Origin of the sequence: Lysobacter sp. Root667 (assembly GCF_001427715.1) — a bacterium.
GTDB lineage: Bacteria > Pseudomonadota > Gammaproteobacteria > Xanthomonadales > Xanthomonadaceae > Lysobacter.
The window spans coordinates 60,271-75,536 of sequence record NZ_LMHF01000009.1 but is presented as its reverse complement, the minus strand read 5'-3'; the positions used below and the strand labels follow the sequence as shown (position 1 = coordinate 75,536).

General features: G+C 67.3%; 19 protein-coding genes. 2 read left to right on the top strand and 17 right to left on the bottom strand.

Features of this window, described 5'->3' with window-relative positions; genetic code table 11:
* Positions 1-129: 129 nt before the first annotated feature.
* The 6 genes from ASD78_RS04035 to ASD78_RS04010 form a co-directional block, all read right to left on the bottom strand.
* Positions 130-813 carry a response regulator transcription factor gene (locus ASD78_RS04035; protein WP_055909122.1) on the bottom strand — a complete coding sequence of 228 codons (684 nt, stop codon included), beginning with the start codon at positions 811-813 and terminating at the stop codon, positions 130-132.
* Between the two features lie 54 nt (positions 814-867).
* Complete coding sequence (locus ASD78_RS21410; protein ID WP_055909125.1) at positions 868-1,245, bottom strand: hypothetical protein; 378 nt, start codon at positions 1,243-1,245, stop codon at positions 868-870.
* Positions 1,246-1,508: 263 nt separating this feature from the next.
* Positions 1,509-2,420 (bottom strand): arginine deiminase-related protein, encoded by a 912-nt coding sequence (locus ASD78_RS04025; protein WP_056098570.1) that lies wholly within the window; start codon positions 2,418-2,420, stop codon positions 1,509-1,511.
* Positions 2,417-3,415 (bottom strand): tRNA dihydrouridine(20/20a) synthase DusA, encoded by a 999-nt coding sequence (gene dusA, locus ASD78_RS04020; protein WP_055909131.1) that lies wholly within the window; start codon positions 3,413-3,415, stop codon positions 2,417-2,419. Before dusA ends, ASD78_RS04025 begins: the two co-directional genes overlap by 4 nt.
* A gap of 131 nt (positions 3,416-3,546) precedes the next feature.
* Positions 3,547-5,346: an XVIPCD domain-containing protein gene (locus ASD78_RS04015; protein WP_056099794.1), complete on the bottom strand. Its 1,800-nt coding sequence runs from the start codon at positions 5,344-5,346 to the stop codon at positions 3,547-3,549.
* A 70-nt stretch (positions 5,347-5,416) separates the two neighbouring features.
* Positions 5,417-6,004, bottom strand: coding sequence for a hypothetical protein (locus ASD78_RS04010; RefSeq protein ID WP_156087575.1), 588 nt, complete (start codon positions 6,002-6,004; stop codon positions 5,417-5,419).
* A gap of 431 nt (positions 6,005-6,435) precedes the next feature.
* Between ASD78_RS04010 and ASD78_RS04005 the strand changes: the two genes are divergently transcribed.
* Positions 6,436-6,777, top strand: coding sequence for a hypothetical protein (locus ASD78_RS04005; RefSeq protein WP_056098567.1), 342 nt, complete (start codon positions 6,436-6,438; stop codon positions 6,775-6,777).
* A 27-nt stretch (positions 6,778-6,804) separates the two neighbouring features.
* Here the strand turns inward: ASD78_RS04005 and ASD78_RS04000 are convergent, their stop codons facing one another.
* The 9 genes from ASD78_RS04000 to ASD78_RS03960 form a co-directional block, all read right to left on the bottom strand.
* Positions 6,805-7,299: a GNAT family N-acetyltransferase gene (locus tag ASD78_RS04000; RefSeq protein WP_056098565.1), complete on the bottom strand. Its 495-nt coding sequence runs from the start codon at positions 7,297-7,299 to the stop codon at positions 6,805-6,807.
* Between the two features lie 99 nt (positions 7,300-7,398).
* A complete protein-coding gene (locus tag ASD78_RS03995) occupies positions 7,399-8,040 on the bottom strand; it encodes a hypothetical protein (protein WP_056098563.1) in 642 nt (213 codons plus the stop codon).
* Between the two features lie 2 nt (positions 8,041-8,042).
* The gene (locus tag ASD78_RS03990) at positions 8,043-8,483 is read right to left on the bottom strand and encodes a hypothetical protein (protein ID WP_056098560.1); all 441 of its coding nucleotides are present in this window, start codon (positions 8,481-8,483) and stop codon (positions 8,043-8,045) included.
* A 107-nt stretch (positions 8,484-8,590) separates the two neighbouring features.
* On the bottom strand, positions 8,591-9,061 hold the full coding sequence (locus tag ASD78_RS03985; protein ID WP_055909149.1) for a hypothetical protein: 471 nt from the start codon (positions 9,059-9,061) through the stop codon (positions 8,591-8,593).
* Positions 9,062-9,193: 132 nt separating this feature from the next.
* Positions 9,194-9,931, bottom strand: coding sequence for an HAD family hydrolase (locus ASD78_RS03980; RefSeq protein WP_056098558.1), 738 nt, complete (start codon positions 9,929-9,931; stop codon positions 9,194-9,196).
* A 127-nt stretch (positions 9,932-10,058) separates the two neighbouring features.
* Entirely contained in the window at positions 10,059-10,457 is a 399-nt protein-coding gene (locus tag ASD78_RS03975) for a hypothetical protein (protein ID WP_056098556.1), read from the bottom strand.
* A 355-nt stretch (positions 10,458-10,812) separates the two neighbouring features.
* A complete protein-coding gene (locus ASD78_RS03970; RefSeq protein ID WP_056098554.1) occupies positions 10,813-11,955 on the bottom strand; it encodes a winged helix DNA-binding domain-containing protein in 1,143 nt (380 codons plus the stop codon).
* Between the two features lie 154 nt (positions 11,956-12,109).
* On the bottom strand, positions 12,110-12,304 hold the full coding sequence (locus tag ASD78_RS03965) for a CPXCG motif-containing cysteine-rich protein (RefSeq protein ID WP_055909155.1): 195 nt from the start codon (positions 12,302-12,304) through the stop codon (positions 12,110-12,112).
* A gap of 68 nt (positions 12,305-12,372) precedes the next feature.
* Complete coding sequence (locus ASD78_RS03960) at positions 12,373-12,876, bottom strand: hypothetical protein (protein ID WP_056098552.1); 504 nt, start codon at positions 12,874-12,876, stop codon at positions 12,373-12,375.
* 220 nt (positions 12,877-13,096) lie between these two features.
* Here ASD78_RS03960 and ASD78_RS03955 point away from each other — a divergent pair, with 220 nt between their 5' ends.
* A complete protein-coding gene (locus tag ASD78_RS03955) occupies positions 13,097-13,600 on the top strand; it encodes a hypothetical protein (protein WP_055909163.1) in 504 nt (167 codons plus the stop codon).
* A 29-nt stretch (positions 13,601-13,629) separates the two neighbouring features.
* Here ASD78_RS03955 and ASD78_RS03950 read toward each other — a convergent pair whose 3' ends face one another.
* Positions 13,630-14,400 carry a lytic transglycosylase domain-containing protein gene (locus tag ASD78_RS03950; RefSeq protein WP_235566439.1) on the bottom strand — a complete coding sequence of 257 codons (771 nt, stop codon included), beginning with the start codon at positions 14,398-14,400 and terminating at the stop codon, positions 13,630-13,632.
* Between the two features lie 22 nt (positions 14,401-14,422).
* On the bottom strand, positions 14,423-15,022 hold the full coding sequence (locus ASD78_RS21405) for a hypothetical protein (RefSeq protein ID WP_156087574.1): 600 nt from the start codon (positions 15,020-15,022) through the stop codon (positions 14,423-14,425).
* Positions 15,023-15,266 lie beyond the last annotated feature (244 nt).

The following is a 15,266-nucleotide window of genomic DNA, read 5'->3' as shown; positions in this document are numbered from 1 at the left end:
CGCACGCCCACGAACGAAAACCGGGCGCGAATCGCGTTCGCGCCCGGTCTGTGATGTTCGTTTGAGGTTGAGTCCGCCCGCATGCCGGCCCGACGCCCTCGTCCGGCCGCAGCCGGACGAAGCCCGTCGTTACTCCCCGCTGCGCGGAATGGCGAAGCGGTAGCCGCGGCCGCGCACGGTCTCGATCGGCTTCATCGCGCCGTCCGGGTCCAGCTTCTTGCGCAGGCGACCGATGAAGACCTCGAGCACGTTGGAGTCGCGGTCGAAGTCCTGCTGGTAGATGTGCTCGGTGAGGTCGGCTTTGGAGACCAACTCGCCGGCATGCATCATCAGGTACTCCAGCACCTTGTACTCGTAGCTGGTCAGATCGACGTTGGTGCCGGCGACGCTGACCGTCTGCGCGGCCAGGTCCAGCATGACCGGTCCGCATTCCAGGGTCGGCTTGCTCCAGCCCGCGGCGCGGCGCACCAGCGCGTTGAGACGCGCCAGCAGTTCCTCGACATGGAACGGCTTGACCAGGTAATCGTCGGCGCCCTGCTTGAGGCCTTCGACCTTGTCCTGCCAGCTCGAACGCGCGGTGAGGATCAGCACCGGGAATTTCTTGCCTTCGTCGCGCAGCGCCTTGATCAGCTCCATGCCCGACATCTTGGGCAGGCCGAGGTCGATGATGCCGAGGTCGAACGGGACTTCGCGGCCCATGTACAGGCCTTCTTCGCCGTCCTGGGCGGCGTCCACCGCGAAGCCTTCCCGCTTCAGGCGCGCGGCCAGAGTCTCGCGCAGCGGTGCTTCGTCTTCGACCAACAGAATTCGCATGGGCACTCCCTTATCAGTCGACCGCGCCGGAGGGCGCGACCTCTACGCCAGAGGTTAGTCGTTGTCGTTGTCGTCGCCGCGTGTACGGCCGCCGTCGTCGCGCCGGTTGCGGGCCTGCTGCGGGTCGTCCATGTAGATGCGGACCCGGCCGCTGGGGTCGACGACCTTGACCCGATTGACGTCGCGGCCGTCGAACGGCACGCGCTCGGCGCTCAGGACCTGGCCGCCGCCGCTTTCGCGTTCGACGCGGCGTACAGCATCGGACAACGCGCGGTGGCCCTCGTGCCGGTCATGGCCGTCGTCGCGCTCGCGGCGCTCCTGGCCCTGACCCTGGCCCCGGCCGCCCCGCTCCTGGGCCCAGGCGTCGCCGGCCCCGACCGCGAGAGCGGCGAGCAGCAGCGATGCCATGAGGCGGGCGGGCAGGATGTTCATGGGGACTCGAAGGGCAACGTGACGGAACAATAGCGCACGGGCGCTGGATGAGGTGGCATTCTCGGAACGGAGCGGTGAATCCGGTCTGAACTTTTTCTTCACGTTCCAGCCGCCATTCAGACCGGTGCGCGCGGCGACCGGCGCGGCCCGCGGTCGAAACCGTTCGGTACTGAAATTGCGCGCCGGTGGCTACGGCCTGGCAGGCCCGCCCCGCCGCGTTATCAGGCTCGCGGTCGCGCCGGCGCGCTGCGCCGGGTCCGGCCTCAGTAGATCTCGCCCACGCAGCAGCGCAGCGAACCGCCGCCGGCCTCGATCGCGTCCAGCTCGACCGCCGCGACGGCGAAACCGGCCCGATCCAGCGCGGCGCGGCTGGCCGGGCTCAAGGCCGCGGCGGCCGCGGCGCTCATCCAGACCCGGTCCTGGGACAATGCGATCGCGTTGCCGGCGAAGGCGGCGTGCTCGGCCGGGCTCAGTTCGATCGCATGCGGGCCGTAGACCCGGGCGATGGCGGCGGCCGCGGCCGGGTCGGCGAAGCCGCCGGGGCAGATCAGGGCGGCGCGGCCCGCCAGCACCGCCAACACCACGTTGGTGTGGTATTCGCCGGGCGCCAGATCGAACAGCAGGGTCGCGCGCAGGCCCAGGGCCTCGTGCATCAGGCGCGCGCCGTCGGCGTCGCAGCGCTCGGACAGACCGCAGTAGCCCAGCCCGCGCGCGCGGTCGATCACCAGCGCGCCGGTGAGCTCGCAGGGGTGCGGCTGGGTCGACAGGTCGATCTCGGCATAGCCCAGCACTTCGCGGAAGAAGCCGCGGATGTCGGCGCGCTCGGCTTCGCGCTGGCGCACCGGGTGGCGCATGCGCCCGATCAGGGTCCGGCCGGGCGCGGTCGCATAGACGTTGTTCGGGAACAGCGCGTCGGGCGTGTCCGGGTCGCCGGCGAAGCAGATTGTCGGCAGCAACGCCGACAGCGCGCGCTGCAGCTCACGGTGCTGGGCGCTGGCGCGGCCCGGATCGAAGCCCTCGGCCGCGGCCATGTAGCGGTTGTCGCCGGCCGACTGCTCGGCGCGGGCGAAGCCGTCGGGCGCGACCAGGAACGCGGCACGCGCCGTAGCCGGGCCGAAATCGGCCGCGCAGGTCTGGGCGACGGCGAGGAAGGCGCCGGTGTCGCGGGTGATCATGCGGCGTCGGCCTGGGCCTCGGTCGGCGCCAGGGCGCGCTCGATCAGCGACCAGTCCGCGCCGGGCCGGTGCGAGCCCTCGCTGAGCACCTGGCGGAACGCGCGCCCGCCGCGCTCGCCGTGGAACAGGCCGAGCAGGTGGCGGGCGATGTGCTTGAGGTAGACCCCGCGCGCCAGCTGGTCTTCGATATAGGGCCGCAGGCCGCGCAGCAGCTCGGCGCGGCTGCGCAGCTCGCCACCGAACCAGGCCACGTCCAGGCGATGCAGCAGATAGGGGTCGTGATAGGCCGCGCGGCCGAGCATCGCGCCGTCGCTATGGGCCAGGTGCGCACCCGCGTCCTCGAAACTGGCGATGCCGCCATTGACGATCACCTGCAGCTCCGGATGGTCCTGCTTCAGGCGGTAGGCCCAGTCGTAGCGCAGCGGCGGCACCTCGCGGTTCTCCTTCGGCGACAGGCCCTTGAGCCAGGCGTTGCGGGCGTGGACCACGAACAGGCCGCAGCCGGCCGCGGCGACGCGCTCGATGAAGGCCAGGAACACCTCGTAGTGCTGGTCGTCGTCGACCCCGAGCCGGCACTTCACCGTCACCGGCACCTCGCAGGCCGCGACCATGGCCGCGACCGACTCGGCGACCAGCTCCGGCTCGCGCATCAGGCAGGCGCCGAAACGCCCGGCCTGGACCCGGTCGGAGGGACAGCCGCAGTTGAGGTTGATCTCGTCGAAGCCGTGCTCGGCGCCGATCCGCGCCGCCTGCGCCAACAGCGCCGGCTCGCTGCCGCCCAATTGCAGGGCCACCGGATGCTCGACCGGGTCCATCGCCAGCAACCTGTCGCGGTCGCCGTGGATCACCGCGTTGGCGTGGACCATCTCGGTGTACAGCCGCGCATGCGGCGCCAGCGCGCGGTGGAAGACCCGGCACTGGGTGTCGGTCCAGTCCATCATCGGGGCGACGGAGAGGCGCAGTTGCGCGGGCGGGATGGCGGGCGGGGCGGTCATTGGGGGCATTGTAAGGGGTGGGCTATCAAAGCCCGAATCGAGCTGCCCTATTTGCCGGGTGAGGCTTCATTCGGAATGCACCTGGCCCCTTAATTCGGCCCCACTGATTCACCAAGTCACGACGAACGAACTCACATCGACATTGCGGGACCGCCCTGAGAAGGCGGGTTCTGACTTCTGGTCAGCGCTTCTTGTCGCTGCCGCTGCTGTTCCTCAGCTTGAGTCTGCCGCATGACTTCCACTTGCTGGTAACGCTGCTCCGCGGGCTGGGAGAGCGCCTCCGCAATCGGCATATGGGCACGATTTTGGAAAGGATCCGCAGACACGTTGCCGCCCATGCGCTGGACGAGCAACAACTCGCCTGCGGCGTATCGCTCGGTCTTCTGGTTCAATCCGATCCATATGTCGTCGCCAGGCCGGAATTCTTTCTCTACCGCCATCGCCAGCGCACTGGCGCTCAACCGTTCGCTTTGCTCGTCCCAAGGCTTGTCGACTTGCCGATCGAGGTCACGTACGCCGGCACGCACCTTCTCCAGTAGGGCGTTTTCTGGATGATCAGGATCTTCGGGGCTGCGACGCTGTGATGGCGCGGAAGGCGCAACCGGCACGTATTGATGGTCTTGTGTCGGACTGACGCTTCTGTCTTGCGTGTGATCGAAGTGGTGTAGCGCCGCCGGCGTCTGGCTGCTGTCGTAGTACGGCTGCGGCGTCTTATTGATTCCGAGATTGATGCCTTCCTTCTCCAGCAGCTCTTCGCTGATGCGGGCGCTAGCCATGTTGATCGTCATCTGCGGCATCACGCCATTGACCTGGTTGGCGTAACGCCTTTCAACACCAGCAACCATTTCAACAGCGAAGGCTCCGTAATAGTTTGGATAGTCGGAGGTCCCTTTTTCGCCGATACCGAGCGAACGTTGCCAAGACTGTGCGTGTGCATGATCCGGCTTGTTGAAATAGTGCTGCCCCATAGCGGTGATATTGCCGGGAGACATTGATAGCGTGCCGTCCTGATTGAAAGCCAGCCCGGGAAGGGGACGAGCCTTGAGGTTGGTTACGGCGGGGTCTTGTTCGATGAAGTCCTTCACCCGGTCGCTCAGGGTTCTCAGCATCAAATCCAGCTCCTGGGCGAGCGGCTGAATCTGCTTCTGCCGGCTCAACAGCGCGTTCCAACCCCCGATCTCCGCCTTGGCTTCGTCCACTCGGCCAGCCTGGATGTAGTTGCTGACCGGCACCGTGTAGTCGTGAATCGCTTGAGCGCTCTTTGCGATGGCGACCGAGTCCGTGTAGAACGTCCTGAATGCCTGTTGCTTGTCGCGGTGATTGAAGCCGTGCTGAATTTCGTGACCAAGCACGAAGGTCATATCGTCGGCATCGAAATGCCCCTGCGGGTTTGTAGTCGTCTTGGTTTGCAGATCGCGCGGAGGCAACCGCATCGTCTTGTCGTCGCCGTTGTAGGTGCCACCAGCTGCGAAACCTGGGGCGATCAGGTCGAAATGCTCCAGATGGGTGCGTCGATACCGATCCCCTCCATCGATGGTTGTTGCAGCCTTCTTGATCTGCTCTGCAAGAACAGGCGACTGATTGATCGTTGACTGAAGATTGTCGACCATGCCTTGGGTGACGGGGTGCGGACTATTCGCTGCATCGAGATAGGTCTTATGTCCGAACTCGATGGACATCTGCTGCATCTTTACCGTGGCCATCAAATCAGGGCTTGCCATGGTGCCTGCAGGCTGGAAACTCGACCCTGGCAAGGTGACTATTCCGCTCTGGAGGTCATAAGTACCTGCCAGGTTTGGAGCTGGATTCGCGGCCAACTGCAAGGCAAATCCTCTCAACTGGCCGGCCTGCGCCTGCTGATTCAGCTCCTGCAGTTGCTGAGCATTACCGGTGATCGCAGCTCGAAGCTGCGCCGCTTGGTCAGGCGTAATGCCGGGTTGATTGGCGAACTGCGCCAGGGCAGCTTCCAGCTGCTGATTCGGATTTGCCATCCATTGTTCCTTACGCGGCCGGCCTCACACCTAGGCTGCATACGTAATCTTGCTCGATAGGGGCTCCCGTCGACGTCATCCTGATGCCCACTTCAAGGAAGGACCCATCGTCTCTGCCATACATCCACCCCGTTCTGAATCCATTGGAAACAATCAATGGCACGCTCGATTCAAAGCGGGGTACTGAGCGAAGAAGAAAAGTAATCGGGAGAGGGCACGCAGGCGACGAGCTGCTATCGGTAAAATCAATTCCTGCGCCGTTCTTCGGATCGAATACAACCGTGTACTTGTAGCCTCCACTGAGGTCGCCAAAAGCCTCGGAGTTTCCTCGGTCAGTCGGCTCCAACTTCACCTGCATGACCTCTTGGACACGTTCGACGGTGATTTCGGAGCCGGACTTGATCTCGTTGATCAACTTGAGGAATCGATTAGCCATTTCCTCGGCGGTGGGTGCCGAATTGGCAACCGGAGCAGACTCATGCGGTGCCATATTGACGGGCTCCTTGGCGATCGTTTCGACGGGGCCGTGCGCGCAGGCGCAAAGAGACAGGCCGCAGGAGACGGCGAGCGCGATGATCGAAAGAAGAGGCGGTCTCATGAACTGTCCTTGCCTGGCTAGACGCAACGTAGGGCATCAATATGAAAGGCTCGTTAGCTGCAGAGCCCTGAGCGAAGTGAGCGGCGTTAACCTGTCTGCATCAGGCGCCGTTATCGCTACAACAAATTGTATTTAAAGATAATTTAATCGCCCCCCGATCCAATCCTCATCGGCGCCACCGGCAGCCGAATGCTTTCGGCGGGCAGCGGTAGCGCGTGGGCTCCGGTCACGGACCGAGCACGGGCGGGCATTGCGGTCGTCCATTGTCGGGGCAAGCGCACCCTGCCCAATCGAGCGACCAGCCGCGCTGTTCCAAGCCCCCCGCCATCGCGCGGGCCGTCGCGTCAGCCTGAACGGGGCCGGGTCCACAGCCGCGTCACCGCCGGCGGCGGACACTGCCCGGTGCAGGGGCCGCGACCCAGGAGGCCGCTATGAAACCGCAGACCCTCGCCTATACGCTGAGCTTCGCCGCCGCGCTCGCGGCGATATCGGCCACGGCCCAGGAAACCCCGAAGATGCGGCCGATGATGACCTCGGCCGAGAAGATCGCCACGATCGACAGCGACCACGACGGCATCGTCACCGCCGCCGAGCACGCCGCCGGCGCGCGCGCGATGTTCGAACGCATGGACGCCAATCACGACGGCAAGGTTACCGCCGCCGAAATGGATGCCGCGCACCAGGCCATGATGAGCGGCGACGGCGCCAAGAAGGCCAATGCCGACGATCCGCCGCCGAACGAGCGGCCGATGGACAACAAGAAAAAGGACTGATTGCGGCGCTATGCCCCGCGCCCGCGCCTACTCCGGCGGGTGCCAGATCATGTAGACGTCGGCGCGGGCGTAATGCGAGCCCGGCCGCGGCGCAGGGTAATGCCGGAAGCCGACGCTTTCGTAGAGCTTGAGCGCGGGCGCGAGCCGGGTGCTCGATTCCAGGAACAATTCGCGACCCCGCAGGGCGCGGAACTTGTCCAGCACGCCCCGCATCAGCAGGCGGCCGATGCCGCCGCCGCGCTGCGCGCCGTCGACCGCCATCTTGGTCAGTTCGTAGACGCCGTCGCCCTCGTACTTGAGCGCGACCGTGCCGACCGCGCGGCCGTCGCGGTCGATCGCGAACAGGATCTGGCCGCCGCCGGCGAGCAGATGGGTTTCCGGATCGCCCAGCACTTCGCGGTCGATCGGCTCTACCGCGAACCAGCGCTCCAGCCATTCCAGGTTGAGGCGGGCGAAATCGTCGCGCCACTGCGGCGCGAAATCGACGATACGGATATCGGAGGCGCGAGAGGCGTCGGTCATGCGGCCATGATACGGCCCTGCGCCAATGCGGCGACCGGACAGCGGCGGAGATCGGATCGCTTATGCAGCGGCCCGGCACCGCGCGCGACCACCGCGCAATCAGTCCTTGCCCTTGCCCTTGGCGTGCCCCTTGCCCTGCCCCTTGGCCTTCGCCTTGCCGGCCTCGTGGGCCTGCGGTGGCAGCGGGCGCTTGCTCTTGACCGTCGGCCGGTTCGGGAAATCACGACGCAGCTCGGCGTCGATCGCGATCGGGCGGCCCCAGCGGTCGTAGGTCGGCACGAAACCACGCTTGAGGCGATGGAATTCCGGCGAACCGGGCTTCAGCCCCAGCCGCTGCGCGACCGCGCCCCAGCCCTCGCCATGGCTGCGCTCCCACTCGTCGACCACGTAGCGGCAGGGACGACCGAGCACCTGCGCGATCGCGCAAGCGTAGTAGACGTCGCCCGGCGCCCAGCGCCGCGTCGCCAGCAGTTCGGACACCAGCTCGCGCGGCGCGCCGTAATTGCGCACCATCTCGTCCACGAAGGGTTCGCGGTAGCGGTTGCCGTAACGGTTCACGTCGCTCAGCCAGGTATCGACCCAGGCGTCGCCGCTGCGCGGATCCCAGCCGAAGGCGAAATCCTGGGCCCAGCTCTGGCCAATGCCGAGCACCGCCGCGATCGACGCCACCAGGGCGAGCAGGCGCACCCGCACCGGGGAGCGCGGCGAACTATTCGACGGCGGCGCGATGCTGCGGTCCATGCTCAGCGCGAAATCACGAATTTGCCGAAGGCCACGCCCAGGTCCCAGCCCTCGCCCTTGCCGGCCAGGGCCAACGAGACTTCGCCCTTGGTCATGACCTGGGCCTTGCTGGACTTGACCGCGCCGGCGTGGGCCTCGGCGGTGGCATACGTGCCCAGGATCTCGGAGATGTTATGGACGCCGGAGAATTCGCCGACCCCGTTCTCGATCCGCGACTTGCCCACGGTGAGGCCGCCGCCCTTGGCGCTGATCTTGACCGCCATGCTCTGGCCGTTGCTGCACTGGACGGTGCCGCTGCCGGAGGAGGTCTTGTAGAACACAGACCAGCCCGACATGTTGAAGTGGAGCTTGCAGTCGACGTTGCCCGCGGCCTGCGCCGCCGGGGCCCAGGTGGAGGCGAGGCCGGCGACGGCCAGACTGGCGCACAGCAGCAGCGATTTCATGACGGGACGACTCCTTGCGGGCAGGGCCGCAGGCTAGCACCGAACGCGGCGCGCGGCAGCAGAAACGGCGACGGCACCGCGGGGAGCGGTGCCGCCGCCGGTGGCGGTCAATCGTCGTAGCGACGGCGATCGTAGCGGTAGTCGCTACGGCCGTCGTAGTAACGGTTGTCGTAGCGATTGTCGTAACGGCGGCCGTAGCGGTCGTCGTAACGCGGGTCGTAGTACTCGGTCCGGCACTTACCGTACCTGTTGCAGGTCACGCGCTGGCGGCTGTGCTGGTTGCGATAGCCGTAGGCGTTGCCGTACGGGGGCTGCGAGTAGTAGTTGCGGCGCGGCACGTTACGGTAATAGGTCGGACGACCGTAGCGGTCGCGGACCACGATCAGGCGATCGTCGTAGCCGTAGTTGCCGTAGCGGTAGTACGGGGTGTTGCCGCGGATGATCACGTCGGCCACATCGACGATCACGCGAGCCAGGTCATCGTTGCTCTGCGCCACCGCCGGAGCCGGCGTCATCGCGACCACGCCGAAGCCGGCGGCCACTACCACCGGGGCGAGCCATCGGGACAGTGCGGTCATGTCGTTCTCCTCAACGCCTGCACCATTGCAGGCATGGGCAGACGATGCGACCGCGACGGTGAACGACTTCCTAATTTTCCGGGCCCGGCCCGGAATCGCTCAGCCGGCGTTGGGAATAATGCCGGCCGCTGTTCAGGTGGAGGCGGCGCGGGCCAGTTCGCGCACCGCCTGGGGCAGCGCGGCGGCGCCGTCGACGCGACGCAGGCGCGGCGCATCGGCGGCGATCTCGGCCTCGTTCTCGTGCGCCCAGGTCACGTGGTAGGGCATATGGATGCCCCAGCCGCCGAGCTCCAGCACCGGCGCGATGTCCGAACGCAGCGAGTTGCCGATCATCACGAACTGATCCGGCGCCAGACCGAATTCGTCGAACAGGCGCGCGTAGGTCGAGACGTCCTTCTCGCTGACGATCTCGATGCGGCGGAACAGTTCGGCCAGGCCGCATTGGCGCACTTTGGATTCCTGGTGGAACAGGTCGCCCTTGGTGATCAGCACGACGTCGTACTCGGCTGCGATCGCGCGCACCGCCTCGGGAATGCCGGGCAGCAGTTCGACCGGATGCCGCAGCAGGTCCTTGCCCAGGCCGACGATGCGATGCAGGTGGGCTGCGCTGATGCGCTCGCCGGTGATCTCGACCGCGGCCTCGATCATCGACAGCACCATGCCCTTCACGCCGTAGCCGAACAGCGCGATGTTGCGCTTCTCGACTTCGTACAGGTGCGCCTGCACGCCGGCGTCGTGCAGGTCGACGTAGGCGCCGACGATGCGCTCGAAGTCGAGCTGGGCCTGGTCGAAGTAGTCCTGGCTGCGCCAGAGCGTGTCGTCGGCGTCGAAGCCGACCAGCCGGATGCCGGCCGCGTGCGTGGAATTCATCCGCGCATTATGCCGCGCTGCGGGTCCGCCCAAAACAGCGGATAGAAGCGGCCCGTAAAAACAGGAAGGGCGGCCCTAGCCGCCCTTCCTTCCGCAGGGAGTCCACACCCCTTGGTTTCGAACCCGATCAGCCGCCGTGCTTGGCCGGCTTGCCGCTCTGCGCCTTGGCCACGTAGGCCTTGTATTCGGCGGCGGTCAGCGAACCGTCGGCATTGGAGTCGGCCTTGTCGAAGACCTGGCCCAGCGCGGGCACCGAGGACGCCTCGGTCTTGCTCAGATTGCCGTCCTTGTCGGCGTCGACGTCGCTCCAGCTCTTCTTCTGCGGCGCGGCGGCGGTCGCGGTCGCCGCTGCCGGTTCGCTGGCCTGGGCGGCGTCGCCGGCGGTGGTAGCCGCAGTAGCCGCCGCGTCGGCGCTCTGTTCGGTCGGCGGAGCCTGTTCGGCCTGCTGCGCGAACGCGAGCGGAGCCGACAGAGTGGCGACGAGGGCGAAGGCACCGATCAGCGACTTGCGGGACAGGTTGTTCATGCGTTCTCTCCTGGATAGATGTGTTGCGCGGATGTCAGAAAGCTTGGGGGCCACCGCACGACTGCACCTTGCCGGTGCGCATCTGAACCGATCTCAGGCACGAAGCGTTAAAGCTACGTTCGCTTAACCACACTTGCCGCGAATGACGTTAGGACCGTCCGCCGAAACGCGTCAAAACGTGACGCAGGACGGCCTTGCGCAGGCTTGCGCTATGCGGCGATTGGCTGAACACAACACAACCTTTACGAAAATCGTAGGTCGATGGCGTTTTGGCGCGCATTTCTCGACGCACTGACATCCGCCACGAACGACTGCGCCGAGATGTCGCGCTGAATGCATGGATTGCGCGGCGTACTCAGCGGTCGCCGGCCTCGAAACGCAGGTCGTGCGCGAGTCCGGGCGCGAAGGTGGTCAGACAGCGCGCGGCTTCGTCGCCCAGCGCCGCGCGATCGGCCTTGGACAGCCGCGCGAACGGCACGATCGTGATGGCCGCCGTGTCCTTACCGCGCTCCATGCTCCAGGTACCGCGCACGAAGCCGTCGATCAGGATCGTCGCGCGCACGATGCCGTTGCGGGTGAAGATCGTCGGCTTATGGCGCTCTTCGAAGATGCGGCTGCGCTCGGCATGGGCGAGCAGGACGTTGTCGAAGTCCGCGAGCAGGCGCGGCGGCACCGCTTGCCCGGCATCGGGCAGGTCGAGGTCGATGGGATCGAACAGCTCGTTACCGTGGACGTCGCGGTAGGCGCGCAGCCGCGGACGCAGGCGCGCCACGATCGCGCGCACGCCCTGCAGGCCCGACCAGGCCGCGATGTCCTTTACCGAGGCCGGCCCGAACGCGGCGAGATAGCGCAGCACCATGGCGTCGGCGGCATCGTCCGTGGACAAGGGCTGGCCGAGCCAGTCCGCGGCCGGCGCGAAGGTCGCCGCCTGGTGCGAATCCCATACCCCGGCCGGCGGCACGTGGATCAGCGGCTCGACGCTGCGCACCCAACGCGCCATCGCCGCGGCATCGCGATCCGGCCACCGCTCCCGCAGCAGCGGCCCGAGCGCGGTCGCGCTGAGCGGCTTGCGTGCGAGCAGCGCGCGCCCGGCCGCATTCAAGGCGTCCAGGTCCATGTCGTGTACCGCACGTCCCTGATCGCTCTGCAGGGACAGGCGCCGCAAGACGGGCTGCAGGGTCGCGCGCCAGGCCAGGTAGTCGCGCGCGCTCACCAGATGCAGGGTGCCGCGCATCATGGTCGCGCGCACCACCTGCCGCGTTTGCATGAGTTCGGTCAGATCCTCGGGGCGGAAAGCCGTCAGCCGTGTCCAGAGGCCCAGGTACGGTGGATTCGGCGCCTGTCCCTGCAGGCCGCCGAGGCGCTCCACCATCGCCAAGGCCGATTCCGACGAAGGCTGCAGCAGGGCCTGTCGATGCAGCAGGGCGCGATTGAGCGCGCGCGGATCGAGCGTGTCGCTACCGGAGCCGCGTGCGGCGGCGGATTTCCTTGCGGGCATGGTCGTCGCTGTGGTTTTACGTATGACGAACGATAGCCCGAACGACGGCAAACGTGGCTTCACCGCTGCGATGCGATCGGCCCTGCGGGCGAAAGCCGGATGGTCGCCCTCGCGCGATGACGAGCAAGCACCCTGCGGGCGCCGCGACCGACGCTTAGGCTTCGTCTTCTCCGCTTACGGCGACTTGCGGCTCGCCGTCTTCGTCGACCGCGACGGCGACGACGATGGGCCGGCAGCAAACCTGGCAGTCCTCGATGTAGTTCTGATCGCCGGCCGAGAGATCCATCATCAGGCTGATCGTCTCCCCGCAATACGGGCAGGTCACGTCGACAAAAGGTTGCATGGCCATGGCTATCGTCCCTCGCCGCTAGACGCAATGGGTCTGCAGCGCTTCGCCCGCAGCGTTTGCCGCCACGTTCACGGCTTGGCCTTGGGCAAGGTCTGGTCGGCCGCGGGCACCAGCAGCGTTTCGACCGGCTCGCCGGGGTTATGGCTGCGGATGCGGAACTCGCCCGCGTCGAGCTTTAGGATGTCGGTCGGATACGACTGCCCTTCCTCGATCAGGGTCAGCTTGCCGGCGTCGAACTTCCATTGCCCGTACAGCGGCGTGCCGCTGTCCGAATCCACGACCAGCGTGCCATCCGCCAGGAAGGCGTACGTGGTGCCGGCCTCGACCGCGGAGGAATCCTTGACCTGCCAGACCTTGCCGACGAAGGCCTCCGGAGCGATCGTCGCGCTGGGCGCCGGCGCGGCGGCGACCGGCGTCGGGGTGTCGGTGGACATCGCCGGCTGGGTCGAGGTGTCGGCGGTGGTCTGGGTCTCGGCCGGCGTCGGCGCTTCGGGTGCCGGTGCCGGCTTGCAGGCCGCAAGCGTCAGTGCGGCGACGGCGGCGAGTGCGTAGGCGGAATACTGCGTGCGCATGCGGGGCTCCGTGTAATGCGGTATCGAATCGAACAGACATTAACACCGCACCGTTAAGGCGAAGCGCAGGCGCGACGCCCGTCACATGGCGGTAACCCGGCCGCGCCCAAGCTCGTGGCGACGGCCGGGCGGGAACGCGCGAGGAGCGCGTTCGCTCCGGTCGCCACCCGCACGGTGCGCGGCGTGGCGATGCGCACCTGACTCCGCGTCAGGAGGAAGCATGAAGATCCGACACGTGTTCAGCACGCCAGATCTGAACAGCGCCCAGGCCGCGATGAACGCCGCACTGGAAGCCGGTGTGAACGACGACGACATTCTGTTGATCGCGCGCTCGGACATCGAGCTGGCGTCGATCCCCAACGAACGCAGGGAAGCCGACACCGACCTGATGCCCGCCGCGCTGCGCGGGGCCGGCATCGGCGGCGCCGCGGGTCTGGCGGCAGGCCTGGCGGTGGTCGCGGCGACGCCGATCGCGCTGACCCTGGCCGGCGCGGCCGCGGCGGCCATGGCCGGCGCGATGGTCGGCTGCTGGGCCTCGGCCTTGGTGGGCTCGTCGCTGCCGGATCCGATCCGGCGCAAGTTCCATGATGAGATCGAAGCCGGACGCATCCTGGTCGTGGTCGACGGCAGCAAGGAACTGCTGACCGCGGCCGAACCGCGCATCGTCGCCCAGAGCGGCGCGATTCCACTGCCCTTCGAAGCGCACAAGGCCGCGGTGGCCTGAAGCCGACTCACCGGCCTGGGCCGCAGCGCTCAGCGCTTCTTCGCACCGCGCTTGGGCTGGGCCGCCAGGGCGAGGCGGTAGTTTTCGTGCAGGGCCTGGACTTTGGCGATGTAGGCCTGGGTCTCGCGATACGGTGGCACGCCGCCGTAGCGGGCGACCACGCCGATGCCGGCGTTGTAGGCGGCAGCGACCAGGGTCAGGTCGCCCTTGTAGCGCCGGATCAGTTGCTTGAGATGCCGCGCGCCGGCGTTGATCGAATCCTCGGCCGAGAACGGATCAACCACACCGTACTCCTTGGCCGTGGCCGGCATCAGCTGCATCACGCCCTGCGCCCCCTTGGGCGAAACCGCCGCGGCGTTGAAGCCGCTTTCGGCGTGGGCGATCGCGCGCAGCCAGGCATCGTCGACGCCGGTGGCCTTGGCCGCGGAGCGGAACTGCGCGGCGTACTTGTCCAGTTGCGGCTTGCCGACCCGGCCCAGACCGACATGCGCGGGCTCGCCCGGCGGCGTTTCCACCATGAACGACAGGACCTTGACCGAACCGGGCAGATTGCGCGTGCTGTAGACGGTCTTGCCGTCCTGCTGGCGTTCGTAGAGCGTGCCGCTGATCACGCCCATCGAGCCCCACAGGTTGGGCACCTTGGCGACGTTGTCGTCGAACTCGCGCACCTCGCAACGCGAGCCCGGCTCCGGCGCAGTCGCCAGGCTGACCGTGCCGTCGCGTCCGACGCAGCGATAGACCTTGCGCGCGTGCGCGCTGCCGGCCACGCCCAGGGCGAGCGCGGCCCCCAGCGCCAACACCGCCGGCAGGGGCGCGCGCGTCTTAATGCGCGGCCGCCTCGGTGGATTGGATCGCGACCACGCGCACGTCGACGGCCTTGCACTCGTTGTCCTTGCAGATGCCGTTGATCCAGGCCTCGCCGTTGCCGAACATCACGCCCTTACCGCTGACGGCGAGCTCGGCGTATTTCTGCTCGGACACGACTTTGGCGATCGCCGGGGTCACGATCTTGTCGTAGGCGGCGACGAACGCAGCGGCGTCCTTGATCTTGGTCGGCTTGCCATCGGCGGTCGCGCTGAACGGGTAGTCGACCATCCTGGCGACCGCGGCCGCATCGCGCGCGGCGACCGCTTTCTGGAACGCGCGGATCGCCGGTTCGTAGATGGCCGGATCGCCGAGTACTTCTTCGATCGACTGGTTGACCTGGGCGCTGCCTTCGTCGCTGGCGGGCGCGGCCGGCACGGACTCGATTGCGGCCGGAGCCGGCGTAGCGGCGGTCCCCGGCTCAGGCGCGGGCGCCTCGGGGCTCGCCGGCGCGGTCGCCGGCGCGGGCGTGGCGGCCACAGGCGCAGCGGTGTCGGTCGGCGCCGGCTTGCAGGCGGCCAGCAGTACGACGGCAGCGGTCAGGATCAACGCTCTCATTCGGGTCCATCTCCTTGGGGGCGGCCGCCCGGCGGCGGCACGAGGCGTGCGGATAGTAGCGCCGCGGCCGTGATTTCCGGCCTAACGGACGCACAACCGGTGTCGGCGGTCGCGATACGGCGGGTCCGCGCTGGATTCGCGGCGTCCGACTGGGGCACTCTGGCCCTCACCTTCCCGCCGGGTGATGCCTTGGAACCGTCCTCGTCGTCTTCGTCCGATCGCCGCGGCGCGCCGCCCGCCGACG

Excerpts from the sequence above, each read along its gene's own strand:
- ASD78_RS04035 (WP_055909122.1), bottom strand. The coding sequence starts at position 813 with ATGCGAATTCTGTTGGTCGAAGACGAAGCACCGCTGCGCGAGACTCTG.
- ASD78_RS21410 (WP_055909125.1), bottom strand. The coding sequence starts at position 1,245 with ATGAACATCCTGCCCGCCCGCCTCATGGCATCGCTGCTGCTCGCCGCT.
- ASD78_RS04025 (WP_056098570.1), bottom strand. The coding sequence starts at position 2,420 with ATGATCACCCGCGACACCGGCGCCTTCCTCGCCGTCGCCCAGACCTGC.
- dusA (WP_055909131.1), bottom strand. The coding sequence starts at position 3,415 with ATGACCGCCCCGCCCGCCATCCCGCCCGCGCAACTGCGCCTCTCCGTC.
- ASD78_RS04010 (WP_156087575.1), bottom strand. The coding sequence starts at position 6,004 with ATGAGACCGCCTCTTCTTTCGATCATCGCGCTCGCCGTCTCCTGCGGC.
- ASD78_RS04005 (WP_056098567.1), top strand. The coding sequence starts at position 6,436 with ATGAAACCGCAGACCCTCGCCTATACGCTGAGCTTCGCCGCCGCGCTC.
- ASD78_RS04000 (WP_056098565.1), bottom strand. The coding sequence starts at position 7,299 with ATGACCGACGCCTCTCGCGCCTCCGATATCCGTATCGTCGATTTCGCG.
- ASD78_RS03995 (WP_056098563.1), bottom strand. The coding sequence starts at position 8,040 with ATGGACCGCAGCATCGCGCCGCCGTCGAATAGTTCGCCGCGCTCCCCG.
- ASD78_RS03990 (WP_056098560.1), bottom strand. The coding sequence starts at position 8,483 with ATGAAATCGCTGCTGCTGTGCGCCAGTCTGGCCGTCGCCGGCCTCGCC.
- ASD78_RS03985 (WP_055909149.1), bottom strand. The coding sequence starts at position 9,061 with ATGACCGCACTGTCCCGATGGCTCGCCCCGGTGGTAGTGGCCGCCGGC.
- ASD78_RS03980 (WP_056098558.1), bottom strand. The coding sequence starts at position 9,931 with ATGAATTCCACGCACGCGGCCGGCATCCGGCTGGTCGGCTTCGACGCC.
- ASD78_RS03975 (WP_056098556.1), bottom strand. The coding sequence starts at position 10,457 with ATGAACAACCTGTCCCGCAAGTCGCTGATCGGTGCCTTCGCCCTCGTC.
- ASD78_RS03970 (WP_056098554.1), bottom strand. The coding sequence starts at position 11,955 with ATGCCCGCAAGGAAATCCGCCGCCGCACGCGGCTCCGGTAGCGACACG.
- ASD78_RS03965 (WP_055909155.1), bottom strand. The coding sequence starts at position 12,304 with ATGGCCATGCAACCTTTTGTCGACGTGACCTGCCCGTATTGCGGGGAG.
- ASD78_RS03960 (WP_056098552.1), bottom strand. The coding sequence starts at position 12,876 with ATGCGCACGCAGTATTCCGCCTACGCACTCGCCGCCGTCGCCGCACTG.
- ASD78_RS03955 (WP_055909163.1), top strand. The coding sequence starts at position 13,097 with ATGAAGATCCGACACGTGTTCAGCACGCCAGATCTGAACAGCGCCCAG.
- ASD78_RS21405 (WP_156087574.1), bottom strand. The coding sequence starts at position 15,022 with ATGAGAGCGTTGATCCTGACCGCTGCCGTCGTACTGCTGGCCGCCTGC.